General features: G+C 30.4%; 19 protein-coding genes. 8 read left to right on the forward strand and 11 right to left on the reverse strand.

The features are described from left to right. Positions 1–8: 8 nt before the first annotated feature. The 4 genes from AQ1689_RS02310 to AQ1689_RS02325 all read left to right on the forward strand — a co-directional run bounded on the left by AQ1689_RS02310 (position 9) and on the right by AQ1689_RS02325 (position 3953). Positions 9–1127: a GTP cyclohydrolase gene (locus AQ1689_RS02310; RefSeq protein WP_101955060.1), complete on the forward strand. Its 1119-nt coding sequence runs from the start codon at positions 9–11 to the stop codon at positions 1125–1127. 2 nt (positions 1128–1129) lie between these two features. Next, a complete protein-coding gene (locus AQ1689_RS02315) occupies positions 1130–1840 on the forward strand; it encodes a 16S rRNA (uracil(1498)-N(3))-methyltransferase (RefSeq protein ID WP_058885509.1) in 711 nt (236 codons plus the stop codon). A gap of 342 nt (positions 1841–2182) precedes the next feature. Next, the gene (locus tag AQ1689_RS02320) at positions 2183–3067 is read left to right on the forward strand and encodes a helix-turn-helix domain-containing protein (RefSeq protein ID WP_180947518.1); all 885 of its coding nucleotides are present in this window, start codon (positions 2183–2185) and stop codon (positions 3065–3067) included. Between the two features lie 244 nt (positions 3068–3311). Then, positions 3312–3953: a DUF4159 domain-containing protein gene (locus tag AQ1689_RS02325; RefSeq protein ID WP_101955062.1), complete on the forward strand. Its 642-nt coding sequence runs from the start codon at positions 3312–3314 to the stop codon at positions 3951–3953. A gap of 37 nt (positions 3954–3990) precedes the next feature. Here AQ1689_RS02325 and AQ1689_RS02330 read toward each other — a convergent pair whose 3' ends face one another. The 3 genes from AQ1689_RS02330 to AQ1689_RS02340 all read right to left on the reverse strand — a co-directional run bounded on the left by AQ1689_RS02330 (position 3991) and on the right by AQ1689_RS02340 (position 8433). Further along, positions 3991–6927 (reverse strand): glycoside hydrolase family 3 N-terminal domain-containing protein, encoded by a 2937-nt coding sequence (locus AQ1689_RS02330; RefSeq protein WP_101955063.1) that lies wholly within the window; start codon positions 6925–6927, stop codon positions 3991–3993. A gap of 104 nt (positions 6928–7031) precedes the next feature. Continuing rightward, positions 7032–7517 (reverse strand): ABC transporter ATPase, encoded by a 486-nt coding sequence (locus tag AQ1689_RS02335; protein ID WP_101955064.1) that lies wholly within the window; start codon positions 7515–7517, stop codon positions 7032–7034. Between the two features lie 88 nt (positions 7518–7605). Further along, a complete protein-coding gene (locus AQ1689_RS02340; protein WP_101915112.1) occupies positions 7606–8433 on the reverse strand; it encodes a 3'-5' exonuclease in 828 nt (275 codons plus the stop codon). 275 nt (positions 8434–8708) lie between these two features. Here AQ1689_RS02340 and AQ1689_RS02345 point away from each other — a divergent pair, with 275 nt between their 5' ends. Further along, positions 8709–9425, forward strand: a complete 717-nt coding sequence (locus AQ1689_RS02345) for an AAA family ATPase (protein ID WP_101955065.1) — start codon at positions 8709–8711, stop codon at positions 9423–9425. 147 nt (positions 9426–9572) lie between these two features. Here the strand turns inward: AQ1689_RS02345 and AQ1689_RS02350 are convergent, their stop codons facing one another. Both AQ1689_RS02350 and AQ1689_RS02355 read right to left on the reverse strand, forming a co-directional pair. Then, positions 9573–9932 carry a hypothetical protein gene (locus AQ1689_RS02350; RefSeq protein ID WP_101955066.1) on the reverse strand — a complete coding sequence of 120 codons (360 nt, stop codon included), beginning with the start codon at positions 9930–9932 and terminating at the stop codon, positions 9573–9575. 1 nt (position 9933) lies between these two features. Continuing rightward, a complete protein-coding gene (locus AQ1689_RS02355) occupies positions 9934–10242 on the reverse strand; it encodes a hypothetical protein (protein WP_058885517.1) in 309 nt (102 codons plus the stop codon). Between the two features lie 130 nt (positions 10243–10372). On the opposite strand from AQ1689_RS02355, the gene AQ1689_RS02360 reads away from it, so the two are divergent. After that, positions 10373–10822, forward strand: a complete 450-nt coding sequence (locus AQ1689_RS02360; protein WP_101915116.1) for a DUF7738 domain-containing protein — start codon at positions 10373–10375, stop codon at positions 10820–10822. Positions 10823–10833: 11 nt separating this feature from the next. Here AQ1689_RS02360 and AQ1689_RS02365 read toward each other — a convergent pair whose 3' ends face one another. The 5 genes from AQ1689_RS02365 to dnaK all read right to left on the reverse strand — a co-directional run bounded on the left by AQ1689_RS02365 (position 10834) and on the right by dnaK (position 19474). Then, entirely contained in the window at positions 10834–11370 is a 537-nt protein-coding gene (locus AQ1689_RS02365; RefSeq protein ID WP_101955067.1) for a hypothetical protein, read from the reverse strand. Between the two features lie 107 nt (positions 11371–11477). Further along, entirely contained in the window at positions 11478–14585 is a 3108-nt protein-coding gene (locus AQ1689_RS02370) for a type I restriction endonuclease subunit R (RefSeq protein ID WP_101955068.1), read from the reverse strand. A gap of 21 nt (positions 14586–14606) precedes the next feature. Next, positions 14607–15776, reverse strand: a complete 1170-nt coding sequence (locus AQ1689_RS02375; protein ID WP_101955069.1) for a restriction endonuclease subunit S — start codon at positions 15774–15776, stop codon at positions 14607–14609. Positions 15777–15779: 3 nt separating this feature from the next. Beyond that, positions 15780–17330 carry a type I restriction-modification system subunit M gene (locus tag AQ1689_RS02380; RefSeq protein ID WP_101955070.1) on the reverse strand — a complete coding sequence of 517 codons (1551 nt, stop codon included), beginning with the start codon at positions 17328–17330 and terminating at the stop codon, positions 15780–15782. Between the two features lie 257 nt (positions 17331–17587). Continuing rightward, the gene (gene dnaK / locus AQ1689_RS02385) at positions 17588–19474 is read right to left on the reverse strand and encodes a molecular chaperone DnaK (RefSeq protein WP_101955071.1); all 1887 of its coding nucleotides are present in this window, start codon (positions 19472–19474) and stop codon (positions 17588–17590) included. A 389-nt stretch (positions 19475–19863) separates the two neighbouring features. On the opposite strand from dnaK, the gene pyrE reads away from it, so the two are divergent. Further along, complete coding sequence (gene pyrE / locus AQ1689_RS02390) at positions 19864–20514, forward strand: orotate phosphoribosyltransferase (protein ID WP_101914698.1); 651 nt, start codon at positions 19864–19866, stop codon at positions 20512–20514. A gap of 17 nt (positions 20515–20531) precedes the next feature. Beyond that, positions 20532–20921, forward strand: coding sequence for a hypothetical protein (locus AQ1689_RS02395; protein WP_058885525.1), 390 nt, complete (start codon positions 20532–20534; stop codon positions 20919–20921). 11 nt (positions 20922–20932) lie between these two features. Here the strand turns inward: AQ1689_RS02395 and AQ1689_RS02400 are convergent, their stop codons facing one another. Beyond that, positions 20933–21670 carry a biotin--[acetyl-CoA-carboxylase] ligase gene (locus AQ1689_RS02400; RefSeq protein WP_101955072.1) on the reverse strand — a complete coding sequence of 246 codons (738 nt, stop codon included), beginning with the start codon at positions 21668–21670 and terminating at the stop codon, positions 20933–20935. Between the last annotated feature and the right edge of the window lie 44 nt (positions 21671–21714).

Genomic DNA, 21714 nt, shown 5'->3' on the forward strand with positions numbered 1-21714 from the left:
TTTGCTCTATGATTAAAATTAAAGAAGTATTTTCTAAGAAGGAAATGAAACAATTTGTAAAGTTTCCTTTTTCTCTTTATAAAGACAATAAAAACTGGGTTCCTCCTATTATTAATGACGAACTTGATAATTTTGACAAAGATAAAAACCCTGTTTTTGAATATGCAAAAGCACATTTTTTTATCGCCCTAGAAAACAATAAAATTGTAGGAAGAGTTGCAGCAATTATCAATACCTATGAAATTGAAAAACAAGGCATCAAAAAAATGCGTTTCGGTTGGTTTGACGCTATTGATAATATAAAAGTTACCCAAGCTTTGCTCAACAAGGTCAAAGAAGTTGGGCGAGATAATAACCTAGAATTTATTGAAGGACCGGTTGGTTTTAATAACTTAGATAAAACAGGTGTTTTAGTCGATGGTTTTGACCATATCGGAACGATGATTACTTGGTATAATCACCCGTATTATGCACATCATTTTGAGCAATTAGGCTTTCAAAAAGAAAAAGAATACTTAGAAAACAAATTCCTTTTCAAAAATGTAGATGAAGTAAAATATGGTAAAGCAAGCAGCTTAATTCAAAGAAGATACGGCTTAAAACCCTTAGATTTTACTTCCACAAAAAAAATAATGCCCTATGTTGATGAAATGTTTGAATTGTTTAGTAAATCATATTCAAAATTATCAACATACGTGCCTATTTCTGATGCACAAATAACCCATTTTAAAGAAAAATATATTAGTTTTATCAATCCTGAGTATATCAAATTCGTAGTTGATAAAAATGATAAATTAGTTGCCTTTGCCATTGTAATGCCCTCTTTTTCAGAAGCACTTCAAAAAGCTAACGGTAAACTTTTACCCTTCGGATTATTTCATTTATTAAATGCTCGTAAAAATTCAAAAGACGTTACTTTTTACTTAATCGGTGTGGCTCCTGAGTATCAAAACAAAGGTGTTATTGCTATTATTTTTAAACAATATTGTGAAACTTTTGCTAAAAAAGGCATTGTAAATTGCATTAGAACTCCCGAGTTAGAAGACAATACAGCAATTCATCAAATTTGGAAAGATTTTAATCCGACAACTCACAAAAGAAGAAGAACTTATAAACTTAATTTATAATAATGCAGTTATTTTTTAATCCTGATATTACCACAGAAACAACACAAATTACTTTTGACAAAGAAGAAAGTAGGCATATTGTACGTGTTTTAAGAAAAAAAGAAGGCGATATTTTACAAATAACCAACGGTGCTGGTTTTTTATTTTCGGTATCAATAACCATCGCTAATGATAAAAGATGTCTTACAACCGTTGTAAAATATGAAGAAAAACCAAACAATAGAGATTATTACCTACACGTTGCCATTGCGCCAACTAAAAATAACGATCGGTTAGAATGGTTTTTAGAAAAGGCCACCGAAATTGGTATTGATGAAATTACACCTATTATTTGTGATAATTCTGAAAGAAAAATCGTTAAAATTGATCGATTAAATAAAATTGTACAGGCGGCAATGAAGCAATCCTTACAATTTACCTTGCCTAAACTAAACGATCCTATTAAATTATCAGAATTTTTAAAAAAAGATGTTACTTCTAAATTATTTATAGCACACTGTGAAGAAAATATTGAAAAAAAATTATTAAAAAACATTGCTGATAAAAATGAAAACTACACAATTTTAATAGGGCCTGAAGGAGATTTCTCATCAAAAGAGATTGATTACGCTTTAAATCATAATTTTAAGCCGATTTCGCTAGGCGATAATAGGTTAAGAACCGAAACCGCTGGTTTAAATGTAGTACAAAGTATTGCTTTTATTCATCAGTAACTGTATATTTGATACCAAAAATTTATAGTGAATATTAAAGATATATTTGATCTCTTTTTAATTGTTAGCGCTTTACATGGTTTTGCGTTTAACATCATATTGCTTTGTTCTAAAAACGGAAGAGAAAAAAGTATGCGGTATTTAAATTTATTAATTTTTGTTATCTCTTTGAATAATATTCAATCCTGGGGATTAGAACGAAATTTAATACAGCATCAATTTTCCTTAAATTACCTGCAAATTCCTTGGCACTTTTTAGCGATGCCCTTTTTGTATATGTTTTTAATTCACTATTTAAAGATAGCTAAAAAATCGTACAATTTATTAAAAATAATACTCCCAATGTTTTTAATAATCGTAATCACGCAGGTTACCTTTATGTATAATTACAATATTCCTGATTCGCCTGAAAAATTAAACCGTATATACGAACAATACAGTTCATTTGAAGAGGGGCTTAGTTTATTGGTGTCATTAATTATTTTTGTTTATTCTTTTTTTGTACTTAATAGAAAAGAAAAAATTAAATCTAAAATTATTACTTTTGATAGCTTAAAATGGTTGCATACTTTTTTTAAACTAACTGCTATTGGCTATGTATTGTGGTTATTTGCGCTCGCTATTAAAATAAAATTAAACTTTACCAGTTTTATTTTTTCTTATTATCCGCTTAGGGTTTATACAACATTACTTATTTATTGGCTAGGCTACCAAGGACTAAGACAGGTGCGAATATCGAAAGAACGTAAGCAAATAAGAAGAACATTATTAATAGATTCAGATACCGATTTTAAGACAGACCTAAATACTGATTTTAAAACAGCTACTGATAAAAAACCAACGACTAATACAAGCCCAAACATAGAAAACACTATTCTTGACAAATACAAAGAACAGTTTTTAGAAATAGATACTTTTATTACTGATAATAAAAAATTTTTAGTTCCTAAATACACTTTGCAACATCTTTCAAAAGATACAAAACTAAGTTCTAGTACACTTTCTTTAATTATAAATAAAGTTTCTGGTAAATCTTTTACCGATTATTTGAATGAAAAAAAGGTAAAACAAGCGAAAGTACTTTTACTAGATCCTAATTATTCAAACTATACAATTACCTCGATTGGTTTAGAATCGGGCTTTAATTCAAAATCAACTTTTTTTACTGTTTTTAAAAAACAATCAGGATATACCCCTGTTCAGTTTAAAAAAGCATCGATTAATTAAAAAATAGTTAAAATTACGTAAAAATAGTTCGAAATCGTCCAAAATGGATGATTTCGAACCATACCTATATTTTTAAAGTTAAATTTGTAGCCCACAAGAAAAAAGTCTTGTAAACAACATATTTACGAAATTATTAAGTTCATTAATAATGAAAAAGAAGAGTATTCTATTAAAAACACCAATCGCTATATTGGTGTTTTTTATTGCCTAATTCTTTGTTTACTTTTGTGTAAAGATTTTTTAGATGAAAAACATATTATTTTTTATACTATTTATTAACTACAGTTTTATTAATGCCCAACAACTTGCTATTTTAAAATATAAAGGTGGTGGTGATTGGTATGCAAACCCAACGGCGTTACCTAACTTAATAAAATTTAGCAATACCAATGCCAATACTTTTATTGATAAAAAAATTAAGACCGTTACCCTTAATGATGATACTATTAATAATTACCCTATTGTTTTTATAACAGGGCATGGTAATATTTTTTTTTCTGAAGAAGAAATAATTATACTAAGAAACTACTTAACCGCTGGTGGATTTTTACATATATCGGACAATTATGGTTTAGATACCTACATCCGAAGAGAGATTAAAAAAGTGTTTCCGACACTTGATTTTCAAGAAATCCCTAACCAACACCCTATTTATCACCAAACATTTTCTTTTGATAAAGGACTGCCTAAAATTCATGAGCATAATAAAAAACCAGCGCAAGGGTTTGGGCTTTTTTACAAAGGTAGATTGGTTGCGTTTTATGACTACGAAACAGATTTAAGTGATGGTTGGGAGAATTATGAAATTCATAATAATCCTGAAAAAACAAGAATAAAAGCTTTAAAAATGGGTGCCAATATCATAGAATATGCCTTTAAACATTAATTTTAAGCATCAAAAATAGCCCTATTTTATAAAAAATTTACTCTACCATTAAAATAGCATCCTGAATATCTTTTTGAATTTTAGTTCGGATATTACTTTTAATTAACTTCCTATTTCTCATGGTAGGATATACCCTGTTTGATAAAAAAACATACACAACATCTGTTGCCGGATCAACCCAAGTATAGGTTCCTGTAAAACCGCTATGCCCAAAACTTTTATCAGAAACACAACCACAAGTTGCCTTTACTCGAGGGTTTAATTGTGGCTTATCAAAACCTAAGCCCCTACGTACTTTTCTGTTCTCATAATGACGTTTATTAAACTTATCAATAGTTTCTGATGCTAAATATTGGGTATCGCCATAATTTCCACCTTGTAAAAAAAGTTGCATTATTTTACCAATATCATTGGCATTTGAAAACAAACCTGCATGACCTCCTACCCCGCCAATCATGGCTGCTCCCATATCATGCACATAACCATGCACTAATTGATTTCGGTAATAATTATCGCGTTCTGTTGGTATAATATCCGATTTTTTAAACTTTTCAAGAGGCAAATAAGTTGTTCTATTGGCTCCTAATGGACTGTAAAAAAATTCTTCTACCAATTTATTTAAAGGTTGTTTGTATTTTAATTCTAAAATTTCTTTAAACATATAATATCCTAGATCACTATATTTATATCCTGGCTTTTTTCGTTGTTTTGCATCGACAATATGCTTATATATTGAATCTTTATAAGTGTTTTTTAAATACAGATTTTTAGCTACTTTAATATTAAAATCTGCTGTTCTTTTTTTTCGGTAATACTTTGCTGAATTTTTACCTGTTTCGCTGTCTTTTGTTTGCAAATAAAACGGAATCCAAGAACGTAAACGACCATAATGCGACAGTATTTCTTTTAGTAAAATAGTGTCTTTATTTGAATTTTTATACCGAGGTAAAACATCGCCTAAATTAGAATATAAACTTATTTTTTGTTCCTCTTCAGCCTTCATTATCATTGGTAAAGAAGCCAGTATTTTTGTTAAAGAAGCTACATCGTAAATATCTGAACTTTTTACGGGCATTCTTTTTAAAGAAGTATGATGCCCGAAGCTTTTATTATAAATTACTTTTCCATTTTTAGCTACAAATATTTGACCACCTGGCGCCATTCTTTTCATTAAAATAGTATCTATTCTTTTATCTATTATTGATAATTTTTCTGATGAAACCCCTGCTTCTTCAGGTATTGTGTATTGTAAAACATTAATTCCTTTTACAAAAACACCCGTACCTTCTTTAATATTTTCATTAATAGATACCGGTAATTTTCCTTTCAAATCAAAAGCACCAAACAATGCTTGTGCCGATAATTCTTGTGATAAAACACTGTTTTGATACGAAACTACAACGCCTTCTATATTTTCAAAAGAAGGTATTTTAAGTAAACTATACGGACTGGTAAATACCTCTAAAATAACTTTTTTATTTTTTGCTATTTCCTGTAACCAAACCATATTTTTATTTGAAAACTGATAGCCTTTCCAAGGGTTTTTATTCGATTTATGAAAACCAACAACAACTAAGTTATATTTTTGTAATTTCTGTAATAAAACAGTTATATTTTTTGCAGAAACCACCTCAACATTTGTATAATTTTTTAACATTGATACAAATGAATCTCCTTTAGCATCGCCTAAAGATACATAGGCTATTTTTTTATCTTTTAAATTTTTAATAGGTAAAACAGCCTCGTTATTTTTTACGACAGTAATGGCATTTTTTATCAATTTCCTGTGTAAAACCTCATCGTAAGGCGAATTTATATCTGAAGCAATATTTTCTGTATCAACAGATTTGTATTTATGTAAACCTACTAAATACTTTGCTTTTAATATTTTTTCAACTGATTTATGTAAACGTGCTTGGCTTAAATTTCCTGCTACTAAGGCGTCTTTTATCAAGCGTATTGTACCTGGAACATCTTGAGGAATCAGTAACATATCATTACCTGCTAAAATTGCAGCTATATTAATGTCGGCTGCTGTTGCATAATTCGCAGCTCCTTTCATGTTTAAACCATCAGTAATTACCAAACCTTTAAAACCAAGTTCTTCTTGTAGTAAAGTAGTCACCACTTTTTTTGATAATGAGGTTGGTAATTTTTCGTTCGGCTCTAATGCTGGAATACTTAAATGTGCCGTCATAACACTTGCCAGTCCTTGTCGAAACATTTTTTTATACGGATATAACTCTACCGAATCTAAACGAAATTTATCAAAATTAACCGTTGGCAATGTTAAATGCGAATCGGTAGCGGTATCGCCATGCCCAGGAAAATGTTTGGCATTTGCCAATACGCCAACGCTTTGCATTCCTTTGGTAAAAGCGATTGCTTTTCTAGTAACATTTTGTTTATTTTCACCAAAAGAACGGTTTCCAATAATCGGGTTTTTGGGGTTTGTATTAATATCTACTACGGGCGCAAAATTAATATGAATACCAAGTCTTTTACAATGCTGCCCTATTCTTTTACCTGTTGCTGTTAACAATTCATCATTATCAATAGCACCTAAAGTCATGTTCCAAGGAAATCGATAGGTGTTTTTTAAACGCATATCTAAGCCCCATTCACCATCAAAACCGATTAGCAATGGCACTTTTGATATTGCCTGATATTCATTATTTAAGCGGACTTGTTTTTCAGGAGTTCCTTGCATAAAAATTAAATTTCCGACATGATATTTACGAATCATGTTATTGATAAAATCTTGATGCTTTTTACCTTTATTCGAATAGGCTTGTATCATAAATAACTGCCCTATTTTTTGATCAATAGACATATTTTGTAAAATACTATCTACCCATTTTTTTTGATTTTCAACATTTTTAGCCACTAACGGATCCGTTGGTGCTTGTATTAATCGTTGAGCTGTTAGCGTTTGTACAAGTGCAATTGTTAGTAGTATCAGTATCTTTTTCATAATCTTTCTGCGTAGGTTTATTGACTTTAATTATCATGATCTATAATAATTAAAGTCAATTTCAAATCAATTTAAAAATCAATTGAGGAATTAAAATAGCTAAATTATACTAAAAATTGTTTGTGCCAGCTTTTATCAGCTGTTACCTCCCAATTTGTTTCAAAACCTTCTTTGGTATTTACCATATTGTTAAATACTACGGTTTGTGAGGTAATTTTTTTAGCCTTAGCTAACTGCTGAAATTCTGGTAATTTAACAATATTAATACGATCTTCATCTTTGAATGAAACATTCATTTTATCCATTAAATCAATCCTTAATTCTTTTTCTAACTCTTTGATAAAACGAACAGATGCATCAATAGAACAACCAGATACACTGTTTACACTTTCATCAACACCTAACACAAAAAATTGATTGTGCTTTAAGGTAAATGATCCTTTTAAATCAGCTCCATGACGGGTCCAACTATCGATAAAAAGGATTGCTTTTGCACAAATATATTCTACTTCTTCAATATTAAACTCTCTATCTGCCTGATACACCCAAACTCTTGAACTACTTGGTAAATTGTTATATTCTGTAAACATTTTTCTTGATTTTAATACCTTCTAAAACAGACATTATAATGATTATTAATCATACTTTATCTTAAATAAAAAGGCATACTTATTAAAACTATCTTAAATTAAATTTTTGTTGCAATGCTTGTAATTTTTCGGTGTCGCTCAGTGGTTTTTTTGGCACTACCATACGGGCTTTAATTTCACGCAATACTTTTTTGGTGTACAATGGAAAATCAGCATTTTGAATCCATGAATTATACCCTGGGTTTTCTTTAAAAACTTCTTCAACGGTGCGTCCTTTATATTTCCCGAAAGAAAAAATTTCTTGATCTTTATCGTTTATCAAAATAAAACCAGCAAAATCGGCACGTTTACCATGTGTTGAATATTCACTTAACGCATCCACAGTATTTTCAATATCGTCATATTTGTCTAACTGCGCTAATAAAATTTCGTAAGTCGCATTAGTATCAGCCTCTGCTCCATGTGCACCAACTAATTCTTGACCACAATAAAATTGATACCCAGCACTTAAAGTACGTTGTTCTTTTTTATGAAAAATTACTTGCACATCTACTGCCTTACGGTCAGTCATATCAAAATCAATGCCAGCACGCATTAATTCTTCGGCTAAGACAGGAATATCAAACCTATTTGAATTAAAACCTGCCAAATCACATCCTTCAATCATTTGGTTAATACCTACAGATAACGCTTTAAAAGTAGGCTCATTTGCTACTTTTTCATTGGTAATTCCATGAATTTCTGTTGATGCTTCGGGTATTGGCATTTCAGGATTTACCAACCATGTTTTACTTTCTTTGTTTCCATTTGGAAACACTTTTAAGATGGCTATTTCTACCACTCTATCTTTTGCAATATTGATTCCGGTGGTTTCTAAATCAAAAAATATAATTGGTTTTGTTAAGTTTAATTCCATTTGTTTTTGGGAAATTATTCGTTATTTAACGGTGCTATTTTATCGTTTATCTACGTAAAAACGTATTGTAATTTATAGTGTTTTATCTTACTTAATTACAGGCTAAAAATACAAAAATTATGCTTTTAGCATTCATTTTTTTACAGAGAATCATCAATTTTTATAATCGGCAATTTAATTTGTTTTTCAGCTAGTTTTTTCGGTGGATAAAACCGCATTTTTTTAAGTTAATTTGATTTTGATAAATTAATATTTACCTTTACCAAAAAGTAAAAATGACCTACCATAAAACAACTTTAAAAGCTAAAAAAGAAGTCTTATCGCTCGATGAACTTCATTTAAGTAAAAAAGTAAAAAATAGCATACATCAATTAATTGAGGAGTTTAGCTATATGGAGGCGCTTGATAAATATAATATTCCTGTTGATAATAAAATAATTTTACACGGGCATACAGGTTGCGGAAAAACAGCTACGGCAAATGCCATTGGTAAGGCGTTAAATAAAAAAGTAATTACCCTTAATTTAGGTGGTTTTGTATCGTCTAAACTAGGAGAAACAGGTAAAAATATTTCTGAAATATTTAGGGAAGCCTCTTATGAAGATGCCATTTTATTTATCGATGAATTTGATTTTATCGGTAAAATGAGAGATTACGACGCAAAAGATTCTGGCGAAATGAAACGCTTGGTAAACACTTTAATTCAGCAAATTGATAATTTAGCCGATACCGCCATGCTTATTGCCGCAACAAATCATATTGCTATTATTGACAGTGCTTTATTAAGACGGTTTCAGTTAAAACTAAAATACAAATTGCCTAAAAATAAAAAAATTGACGCCTATTACGATGCTATTTTAGCGCAATTCCCTACAAATATAAACACAATAAAACGAAGCTATAATATATCATACGCCGAGGTAAAAGATATTGTTTATCAGCAAGTAAAAAACAATATTATTCAATTTGAAAAACAAAAAAAAGATTCTTAGCGCCTGTTTAAAAATTAAATAAAGACTAAATTCTCGTCATGCTGAATTTATTTCAGCATCGCATCAACAGGAGAACTATGGCAAATCAGGATGCGAACGGGAACTGAATTCAGGTTGACGGATGTGATTCCTTCTTTTTCTGTCATATTATTTTTTATCTCCAATTTTCTGAAGGATAAAAAAGATAAAACCGCCTATAAAATATAAAAGAACATCTATGCGATCGGCGGTATATCTTTGGTAAAATTTCGGCAATATATATTCGTACAAAAAAGCGTAAAAACTACAGCTATACAAAATAATCCAAAGTGGAATTTGATAGTTTTTGTTGTTTTTACTCCATCTTAAAACGACCAAACTAATGGTTAATACTATTGGCATAATTAAAAAATCATTCACATAAAATTGAACAATTTGAGGAAGTTTAAAGCTCATTTTTTGAGCAACATAAATTGCTGTTCCTAAAAAAAATGAAAAGACAGCGTAGATATAGCTAATTTTTTTCATGTTAACCAGCCGCAAGCATTGCTATAAACCAAGCCAGTCCTGCACCTATAATACTCACTAATAAAAAAGCCGAATACAAAACCCAACCGAGTATTTTATATAAAAAAAAAGGATGCTTTTTTAAACGTTCTGCCAAGTTCGGATTCGCTATTTTTTGTTTCGCTTCTGCTACCTGTATTTTTTTTAAGGCTTCTTTTTTTAAGGCACGCTTTTTTTTATCAGAAATTAAGGTATTACAGTTTTCGCAATACTCTTTATCGGTATTAAACAACCCACATTTTGGGCATTTAATATTTCTTGTAACACTCATTTTTTTTATTTAATACGGTTAAAATATTTTCTTTGATTAGATGCCACACAAACTTACTTAAAAGTTAAATTTTATTCTTTAAATTCGCCATTTACTTCTTAAAAAATATTTGCTAAACTAAAAACAGCCTATGAAATTTAACTTTTTTAAAAAGAAAAAAGCTGAAAAAATAATTATTAAATGTGATATTGATTTTATTACCATCAATGAAACACCTATTACTTTTCCTACAAATTACACCACTTTAGTTGCTATTTTAGGCAAGCCCGAAAGAGAGCTACAAACAACAAATCACTATCTTTTTTGGGATATTCACGGCATTTATTGTAGCTACACCAACAGCAATCATATTTTGTCTATAAATGCCTATCAATACACTAATAACAATATTAAAACTAAGAATATTTATACGACTAAAAAATTATTTAAAGGCGAGTTATATTTAAACAATCAGCCTATTACTTATAGTGAATTTAGTAAAATTCCCTTAGGAAAAGTTGCCATTCATAGGCTTGGAACAGACAATGATTTTCGATTAGGTTTTAATTTAGGGGTTAATAAAATTTATGCAAAAAAATAATTTTTAAAATTTTAAAGTGCTTTTAACTCCCTTTTTAATTCTTGAATTGTTTTAGTGCTTGTTATTAATTTATTGATCATTATCTTTCTTAAAACATCAATATCTTGCTCAAAATAAGCCGCCCATTTATATTCTTTAAATAAAGTTTGTATTTGTTTTAAACGCTGATGTGCAAATTCAGAAGTCATTAAAAAGTAATCACTTTTATCTTGGGTTTTTAAACGCTGAATATTAGCTTGTTTACTTGTATAATTTACCTGTAAATAATACACTTTATCGGAATTATTTAACGAATAAAAATCGTTCCAAGTAGCAAAACCTACATAATAATCTTGACTTTTATACACTTCTATTCCTTGAATTTTCCAACGACAATTTGCCACTCTTCCCCAATGATTTGAGTATCGATACACGCCGTTATCGGCATAAAAATACAAACTGCCTGATTTACTTTTATAATGTGCTGATTTATCATCAAAAAAAGTCATTTCTTTTGATTCAAATTCGCAATAAGTATGTTTAAAAAAATTAAATTTATGATATTTCATTTGTCAAAAATAAGTAAAGAGTTTCGATTTTTATAAAAACAGAAACAAAAAAACGCAATCAAATTAATGATTGCGTTTTTAGTATAAAACATACTTAAAAGTTTAATTTAAAGCGGACCTCCTACACCTTTAAACTTCTCAATAAAAGAAGCTATCTTTTGAAAAACACTTTGCTTTTTAGTTAGATATTGTGGATTTAACGGACTCATTTTAGGTAAAATAGCATTTAATTCTGTACCATTTTCACTTGCATATTCACGTTTTAAAGAAGATTTTATATAACGTTTAGCCGCATCTTTATTAAGATTTTCATCTTCTATTAAAGTTGTTACTTCTGCTTTTTGTTTTTTCTGTGCATAACTAAAGAAAGCGTCTATAATAGATGCTTTTTCTTTAATCTCATCTAAGTCAGTTTCATTAATAAAATCTACTACTAAACCTTCTTTTGCTCTATTACCAATACTTGCTCTAATTACACGCCTTATTTCTTCTACTAATTCTGATTTATCTTTAATTTTCTTATTACTATCGAATATTAATTCTAAAATATAATCTAAGTTTATTTCTTGTGATTTTAATAAATCTACTTCAAAAACTACATCATCCCAATCAATGCCTGATTCTTCTGCTTCATTTCCTTGTTTTTCTCGTCTTAACCAATCACGAATATCATTATAAGTAGAGCGATAATCTTGAATGATTCTTTCTGCTGGAACTTCAATGGTTTGCATACTTAGAATATCGTCATCTGTTAAAAAGTTAGCCTCTTTAAATTCTTCTATTGCCTTTTCATCTGTTTTATCTATGTTTTGAAGTTCTTTTAAATTATTAAACTCATCATAGTTTTGCAATATGTTTTCTACTCGTAAATATTCACCAAATAGTTTTGAAAATTCTTTTTTATCCTTTTCTGTTTCTATTTCATCAGGGTTTGGAAATTTTTCATTTAATTCTTCTACTACCTCAACATAACCACGACGTGCTTTACCTGTTGCTATATCTGTAAAACCTTCTAAGTATTCTTTATAACTTTTTTCAAGCACTACATTTTTAGTACTACTATCACCAAAAAGCGTAATAGCATCAATCGTTGCTTTTTCTAAATCTCTAAATGTTACAATGTTTCCAAAGGTTTTTGTTGCATTATAAATACGGTTGGTTCGTGAAAAAGCTTGCATTAATCCGTGATAACGTAAATTTTTATCTACAAATAAAGTGTTTAATGTAGGCGCATCAAAACCTGTTAAAAACATCCCTACTACAATTAGTAAATCTACTTCTTTGTTTTTTACTCGTTTTGCCAAATCACGGTAATAGTCTTGAAAGCCTTTGCTATCAATACCATAATTCATTTTAAATGCTACGTTATAATCATCAATAGCTTTTGATAAAAACTCTTTAGCACTTACATCCATTGCGGTAGGCTCAAAGGTTTCATCTTCTATTTCTCCTATAGCTCCTTGTGCTTCATTTGCTGCAAAAGAAAAAATAGTTGCAATTTTTAAAGGCTTATCATTATCTTTTTGAAGCTTGTTTAATTCTTCATAATAACATTTTGCTGCATCGACACTACTTACTGCAAACATGGCATTAAAACCGTTGTTAGTCCCTTTTGTACGGTGTGTTTTTTGTCTGAAATGTTTTAAAACGTATTGCGAAATCTCTTTAATACGAACTGGATGCAATAAAGCTTTTTTATTTTCTGCTCCTGTTAACTTTTTTAAATCTTGTTCTGATTCTATGCCTTTAAACTTTGGGCGAACATCATTATAATCTACTTTAAATTTTAATACTTTTTCATCTCTAATAGCATCGGTAATAACGTAAGAATGTAGCTCCCTACCAAATACGCTTGCTGTAGTTTCTGAACCTAAAGCGTTTTCTGGAAATATTGGCGTTCCTGTAAAACCAAACTGATAGTATTTTTTAAACTTCTTTTTTAAATTCTTTTGTGCTTCTCCAAATTGTGAGCGATGTGCTTCATCAAAAATAAAAACTACTTGCTTTTGATAAATAGCCAAGTCCTTTTCACCTTTCATTAAGTTATTAAGCTTCTGAATGGTGGTTACAATAATCTTATTATCGGTTTTATCTATATTTCTTTTTAATCCTGCTGTACTCTCTGAACCGTTTACACTATCTGGCGAAAAACGTTGATATTCTTTCATCGTTTGAAAATCCAAATCTTTTCTATCTACCACAAAAAACACCTTATCTATAAAATCTAGTTTTGTTGCTAAACGTGCTGCCTTAAAACTTGTTAATGTTTTTCCTGACCCTGTGGTGTGCCATATAAAACCACCGCTTTCTGTGGTTGCCCAATTTTTAGTATTAAAAGAACTTTCTATTTTCCATAAAATACGTTCTGTTGCTGCTATTTGATACGGTCGCATTACCAATAACACATTACTTACATCAAAAACAGCATAGGTAAGCAATACGTTTAATAATGTGCGTTTATCAAAAAAAGTAGTTGTAAAGTCTTTTAAATCTTTAATTAATGAATTATCGGACTTTGCCCAATTCATCGTAAAATCGAAACTATTTTTAGTACGCTCTACTGTATTTGCAAAATATCGACTGTCTGTACCGTTAGATATTACAAATATTTGTAGGTATTTGAATAATGAGTTTTCTGTATTAAAACTCTCTTTGGTATAGCGATGTACTTGATTAAATGCTTCACGAATAGCTACTCCACGTTTTTTTAATTCTACCTGTACTAAAGGCAAACCGTTTACTAAAATGGTAACATCATAGCGATTGGCATTTGTTCCTTTTTGCTCAAATTGAGAAATAACCTGTAGTTTATTACGTACTACATTTTTTTTATCTACTAAATAAATATTTTGAATATGCCCATCATCAAAAACAAAATCATAAATATAATTATCGTGTAATTTTCTTGTTTTATCTACTAAATTATCACTTGGTTTGTCTAAATATTCGGCTACAAAACGCTCCCATTCTTTGTCTGTAAATTGCATATTGTTTAAATTTTGCAATTGCACACGCACATTGGCAAGCATGGTTTTTTGACTCCTAATCTTTGGAAGATACTCATAACCCTGATTTTTTAAATCTTGTATGAGTTCTTTCTCTAAATCTGCCTCTGTTTGATAACTTAATGGAGTTTCATTTAATTCTGAAAATTTTTGGTATTTATCTAAAACAATAAAATTGTTTGATTCTGCAATGGTTTTATATTCTAGCATTTTTCTTTTTCTTTAGATATTTTATTTAGGAAAACTTAGCAATTTTTCTCTATAATATTCATACTGTTTTTTACGTAGGTCTATTTCTTTTGGTAATCCTTCGCTTATAGAAGTGGTAAGCGTATCGAATTTATCTAAGATAGTTACGATGCGTTCTTGTTCTTCAATAGAAGGATTTGGAATTTTTATAGTATTAAGATTCCTTTTATTTAGTTTAGGTTGAGCTGCACCCGAAATATAAGGCGTTAAATCTATACTATTTAAATAATATTCTACAAATCTACGTTCAGCATATGTATTAAATTTTAATACATGAGCGTGATTATTAACCCAATTTTTACCACTAATACTAAATGCAATGGGAGTTTTTCTTGCTGTTAAATTTGCACCATCCTCCGATATTAGTAAAAAATCTCCGTCAAAAATATAACCCTTAACATAATCTACAATGCCAGATGCTCCATAATAAGGAATATCTCCAGATTCTCTTAATCCACTTGCAATTGGTTTTCTCTTTGAATTAAGATTTTCTGCTAAATTTTCAAGATTTTCAAACTTATTATTCTCAAAAGTCAATAATTGTTCACGATAATAGCTGTACTGTTTTTTACGTGCTGTAAGTTCTGTGGTAAGTTCTGTGGTAAGTTCTGTAAAGCTATCTAAAATACGAACTATTTCTTTTTGGATTTTTAGGGGTGGAATTGGGATTAAGAGTTTTTTAAATCTTTTTTTAGACACATTAAAACGTGTAACACCACTTGCTGTTTTAGATATTTCTTTACGCATAAAGTGGCTTCTAAATAGATATTTTGAAAATTCTGGTAATAATTCTATATCTGAATTAAATCTAAGTCCAAAAGAAAAACTATTCAAATATACTTTTACATCTGATTTATTAGTAACAGCACAAGACATCCCTGCTTCATTCGCTATTTCTGAAGAACCCGTGAAAAGAATATCACCATATTTTACTTCATATTGATTCTCGCCTGATGCAACTTTTACTTCATCAAGTTTATTAAAATCAACTTCGATATTATAAAATATGTTTTTATATGATACATATTTTGCATTTCCTTCTGAAAAATCCTCTTTACTTTTACCTTTTAAACCTCCATAAATTTCACAAACTTCACTTAAAGCTTTCCATTCCACTTCAACGCCTTCCAATAATTTTTCTAACTTGCTCATATCTTAATTTTCTATTTCAGCAACAATATTATCAATATCAGCACGTAGTTTGTCTATTTTTTTAACTGTGGTGGCTACTTCTTTGTTAAGTTCTTCAATGTTAATTTTTTCACGTGTATCTTTCGCTTCCACATAAGAGCTAACAGAAAGGTTGTAATCGTTTTCGGCTATTTTAGTATTGTCTATGGTAGTGGTTATGTGTGCAACTTCTTGTTTTTTATCGAACATTTGCATAATGTGTTCAATATGTTCATCTTTTAAAACATTGTTATTGGTTTCTTTTTTAAAGAAATCTTCACCCGTAGCATCTATAAATTGGGTTTTGGTATCGGTTTTACTTTTAGAAAGCACTAAAATAGTAACCGCTATAGTTGTACCATAAAACAGGTTAGGCGCTAAAGCGATGATAGTTTCAACATAATTATTATCAACTAAATACTTTCTAATTTTTTGTTCAGCACCACCACGATAAAAAATACCTGGGAAACATACTAATGCTGCTCTACCTTTACTAGATAAATAACTTAAAGAATGTAATACAAAGGCAAAATCTGCTTTCGATTTTGGCGCTAAGACACCAGCAGGCGCAAAACGGTCATCGTTAATTAATGTAGGGTCATCGCTACCTTTCCATTTAATAGAATACGGCGGATTAGATACAATGGCATCAAAAGGTTTATCATCTCCTAACTCAGGATTCATTAAAGTATTACCAAGCACTATGTTAAACTTATCGTAGTTTACGTTGTGTAAAAACATATTCATACGCGCTAAATTGTAGGTAGTATGGTTTATTTCTTGCCCATAAAAACCATCTTCTATAATATGATTATCGAAGTGTTTTTTTGCTTGTAAAAGTAACGAGCCAGAACCCGCAGCAGGGTCGTAAATTTTATTTACTTTTTCTTGCTTGTGCATGGCAAGTTGGGCAATTAATTGCGATACGTTTGTTGGTGTAAAAAATTCACCTCCAGACTTACCAGCATTTGCCGCATATTTATGAATTAGAAATTCATAGGCATCACCAAAAAAGTCAATTTGACTATCTTTAAAATCTCCTTCAAGTTTTAAACCTTCTACACCTTTTAAAACTGCTGCTAAACGACTATTTTTATTACCTACCGTGTTACCTAGTCGGTTACTGGTGGTATCAAAATCTGCGAACAAGCCTTTTATATCTTCTTCTGAAGGATAGCCATTTGCAGAACTTTCAATAGCTGTGAATATTGCCGCTAAATCTGTATTTAGGTTTTCGTTATCGTTAGCATTTTCAACTAAATTGACAAAAAGTTGACTAGGATATATAAAATAACCTTTAGTTTTAATCGCATCTTCTTTTATTTCAGGAGTAATTATATCATCTGATAATTTTGCATAATTGATACTTTGATCACCAGCCTCAATATATTCTGTAAAATTTTCGCTTATAAAGCGATAAAAAAGTGTTCCTAATACGAAGTGTTTAAAATCCCATCCATCTACAGAACCACGAACGTCATTAGCTATTTTCCAGATTTGACCTTGTAATTCTGCTCTTTGATTGTTACTTGTCATTTTATTTTTTTATCTTTTTTTTATTAATACTATTCTAAAATAGCCATTAATCAATAATTAAAGTATCGGTTTTATTACCCTAGTGTTTTAGGTGTATTTCTATTGAATTTAATAAGGGTAAATATATCTAAAAACACCCCTTTATCCTACTTTAAAGCTATGTTGTTTGTGGTATAGCGTAAAAACGAAAAAACGCAATCAAATTAATGATTGCGTTTTAATATATATAAAGTATAAAATATACTTAAAAGTTAAAATTACTTAACTTCTTCGAATTCTACATCTTCTACATTATCAGCTTGATCATCAGCTTTTGGCTGTGCCGCTTGCTGAGCTCCTGCACCTTTATCAGCATACATCTCTTCAGAAGCAGCTTTCCATGCGTCATTAACAATAGTTAAAGCACCTTCAATTCTTGCAACATCTCCAGCTTCGTGAGCAGCTTTTAATTCAACTAAACCAGCTTCGATTGGCGCTTTTTTATCCGCAGATAATTTTTCACCAAATTCTTTTAATTGCTTTTCAGTTTGAAAAATCATAGAATCAGCTTCGTTGATTTTTTCAGCAGTTTCTTTTGCTTTCGCATCAGCATCAGCATTTGCTTCAGCATCCGCTTTCATTTTCTTGATTTCATCTTCAGATAATCCAGAAGAAGCTTCAATTTTAATGTCCTGAGTTTTACCAGTAGCTTTATCAGAAGCAGAAACTTTGATAATTCCGTTTGCATCAATATCGAAAGTTACTTCAATTTGAGGAACACCTCTTTGTGCTGGTGGAATATCAGTTAATAAGAAACGACCGATAGTATTGTTATCAGCAGCCATTGCTCTTTCACCTTGTAATACGTGAATATCTACAGAAGGCTGGTTATCAGCAGCAGTAGAAAATACTTGAGATTTCTTTGTAGGAATCGTAGTATTTGCATCAATTAACTTCGTAAATACGTTACCCATAGTTTCAATTCCTAAAGATAAAGGCGTAACATCTAATAATAATACGTCTTTTACATCTCCAGATAAAACTCCACCTTGAATAGCAGCTCCTAAAGAAACAACTTCATCAGGATTTACTCCTTTACTTGGTGATTTTTTAAAGAAATTCTGAACAGCTTCCTGAATAGCAGGAATACGAGTAGAACCACCTACTAATACAACTTCGTCAATTTCGTCGATCGTTAAATCAGCATTTTTTAAAGCAGTAGCACAAGGCTCAATAGTTCTTTTGATTAAATCATCAATTAAAGCTTCAAATTTAGCTCTAGTTAACGTTCTAACTAAATGCTTAGGTCCTGAAGCAGTAGCAGTAATATAAGGTAAGTTAATTTCTGATGAAGTTGTGCTAGATAATTCAATCTTCGCTTTTTCAGCAGCTTCTTTTAAACGTTGTAAAGACATTGGATCTTTACGTAAATCCATTGACTCTTCCGCTTGAAATTCTTCAGCTAACCAGTTGATAATTCTTTCATCAACATCATCTCCACCTAAATGCGTATCACCATCAGTAGCTAATACTTCGAAAACACCGTCTCCTAATTCTAAGATAGAAACATCATGTGTTCCACCACCAAAATCAAAAACAACTATTTTTTTATCGTCATGAGATTTATCTAAACCATACGCTAAAGCAGCTGCAGTTGGTTCGTTAATAATTCTTCTAACTGTTAAACCTGCAATTTCACCAGCTTCTTTAGTTGCTTGACGTTGTGCATCGTTAAAATATGCTGGTACAGTAATTACTGCTTCAGAAACATCAGTTCCTAAGTAGTCCTCAGCTGTTTTTTTCATTTTCTGTAAAACCATTGCAGAAATTTCTTGTGGCGTATATAAACGACCATCAATATCTACACGTGGAGTATCATTATCACCTTTTACAACGCTATAAGGTACTCTTGCAGCTTCTTTTGAAGAATCAGAGAACTTATTACCCATAAAACGTTTAATAGAATAAACTGTTTTTGTAGGGTTCGTTACCGCTTGTCTTTTTGCTGGATCACCAACTTTACGCTCTCCACCTTCAATAAATGCTACGATAGATGGCGTAGTTCTTTTTCCTTCTGCATTAGGGATAACAACTGGCTCATTTCCTTCCATTACAGAAACACATGAATTTGTGGTTCCTAAATCAATTCCTATAATTTTACTCATAATACTATGTCTTAAATTTTAATTCAATTTTACAAGTTGTAATAGTCAAACTGTGTGCCAACAGGTAATTACTTTTGTTTTGGCATAAAAATAGCTGTTTTTTTTTACCAAAGATGACAAAATGACACTATTTCTTTTTTTTTGAAGCTACTTCCCGCTTTCCGCACTCGCTCTTTTTTTGAAAAAAATCAAAAAAAGGAGCTCAAACAATTGCTTCAATCGGGGCTAAAAATTTGTGCACTCTATTTTATAAGAGTACTAAGCGAGTACTACTAAGTTTCTTTAATAATTGTATTTTTGCAAACAAAACCACTAAAATCAGCATCGTTTTAACCGAAATTGTACTAATTATTGGTTTATCATTAACAAAAACTTTATACATTTGCGTTATGGACTTCAACAAAGACACAGCAAAAAAAACAGCAGCGCATCTGCTACAAATTAAAGCAATTAAACTAAGCCCTCAAGAACCATTTACTTGGGCTTCAGGTTGGAAATCTCCAATTTATTGTGACAACAGAGTTACCTTATCTTATGTACCTGTTAGAAACTTCTTAAAAGAAGAAATTGCAAAATTAGTCATTGCAAAACACGGTAAACCAGATGTCATTGCAGGTGTAGCCACCGGAGCAATTGCAATTGGAATGTTAGTCGCGCAAGAATTAGGTGTTCCTTTTATATATGTACGTCCTGAAGCTAAAAAGCACGGGCGTAAAAACCAAATAGAAGGTCATTTAGAAAGCGGGCAAAATGTAGTGGTTATTGAAGATTTAATCAGCACAGGAACCAGTAGTTTAAATGCCGTAAAAGCCTTGAAAGAAGCAAACGCAACTGTAAAAGGAATGATTGCTATTTTTTCTTACGGATTTCAAATTGCTTCCGATAATTTCAAAAAAGATAATATTGAACTTACCACACTAAGCAATTACGAACATTTACTTGAACAAGCTCTTGACAGCAAATACATTACTAGTCAAGAACTAAGAATGTTAGAACAATGGCGAATTGCCCCTAGCGAGTGGAAACAAAACGAAAAATAAGACTAAAATAATCAACAATGAATATTGCAGGAAACAACGTAATTGTACAAAAATCAACCAAAGAAATTTTTAATTTTTTATTAAAATTAGAAAACTTTGAACAATTAATGCCAGAAAACACTCAAAAATTTGAAGTAGATGGCGATAGTTTTATTTTCGGTTTAAAAGGCATGCCAGAAATAAGATTGGTAATCAAAGAAAAAACCGAATTTTCAAACATTACTTTAGGAGCAGCAAGTAGCAAATTACCATTTACCTTATCTTCTGATATTTGTGAAATTTCTGAAAATGAAAGTGAGGTTGTTTTAAATTTTAATGGTGATTTTAATCCAATGATGGCAATGATGGTAAAAAAACCATTAACCAAATTTATTGATACCTTAACTGAAAATATTTCAAAATTATAAACTAAAATTAATTAGGCAAACGAAACTTCTTTAATGCCAAATTCTTGAATTGTTTCGTTTTCTAATTCAATTTGGAGTTTTCCAATATCGGAAACACCAATAATTTTACCCATAAATAAAATGTTCTGACTTGTTTTAAACATGCTCGGAACATTTTTTTTATACAACACACTTAAATATTCTTTTTCTAAAGACACATATTGTTTTTTATTTAAACGCACTAATTTTTCTTTTAAGCTTAATAGCAAATTATTTAACAACAAATCGAGGTCAATATCCTGCTCTTTTTTTAAAATTCTTTTAACAGAAGAAGCGTTTGGAAGCGCCTCTGAAAAAATATTTTGATTCACATTAAGCCCTATTCCTATAACTGAGGCACTAATATTTTTTATATTTAAGGTATTTTCAATTAAAATTCCGGCAATTTTTTTGTTTTCTGACAGAATGTCGTTAGGCCATTTAATAGCCAATCGAGGTAATTTTAAAGAACTAAGTACTTCATAAACACCTAAGGAAATACTATAATTCAAATACTTAAAATCAGCAATACAAAGTGCTTCAGGCTTCCAAAAAACACTAAAAGTCAGGTTCTTACCTTTTTCTGAGTTCCAATTCGCATTCATTTGCCCCCTACCTAAAGTTTGGTTTTTAGCCACCACAACAGTAAAATTATCTAGCGGAACTTTTGCTGACATATCCTTTAAAAAAGAATTGGTAGAATCAATGGCATCAAGTTTGATTATTTTCATATAAGCTTTGCGAATAAAACAAGTATTAATATTAGGCAAATTAC

Origin of the sequence: Tenacibaculum finnmarkense (assembly GCF_900239185.1) — a bacterium.
Taxonomy (GTDB): domain Bacteria; phylum Bacteroidota; class Bacteroidia; order Flavobacteriales; family Flavobacteriaceae; genus Polaribacter; species Polaribacter finnmarkensis.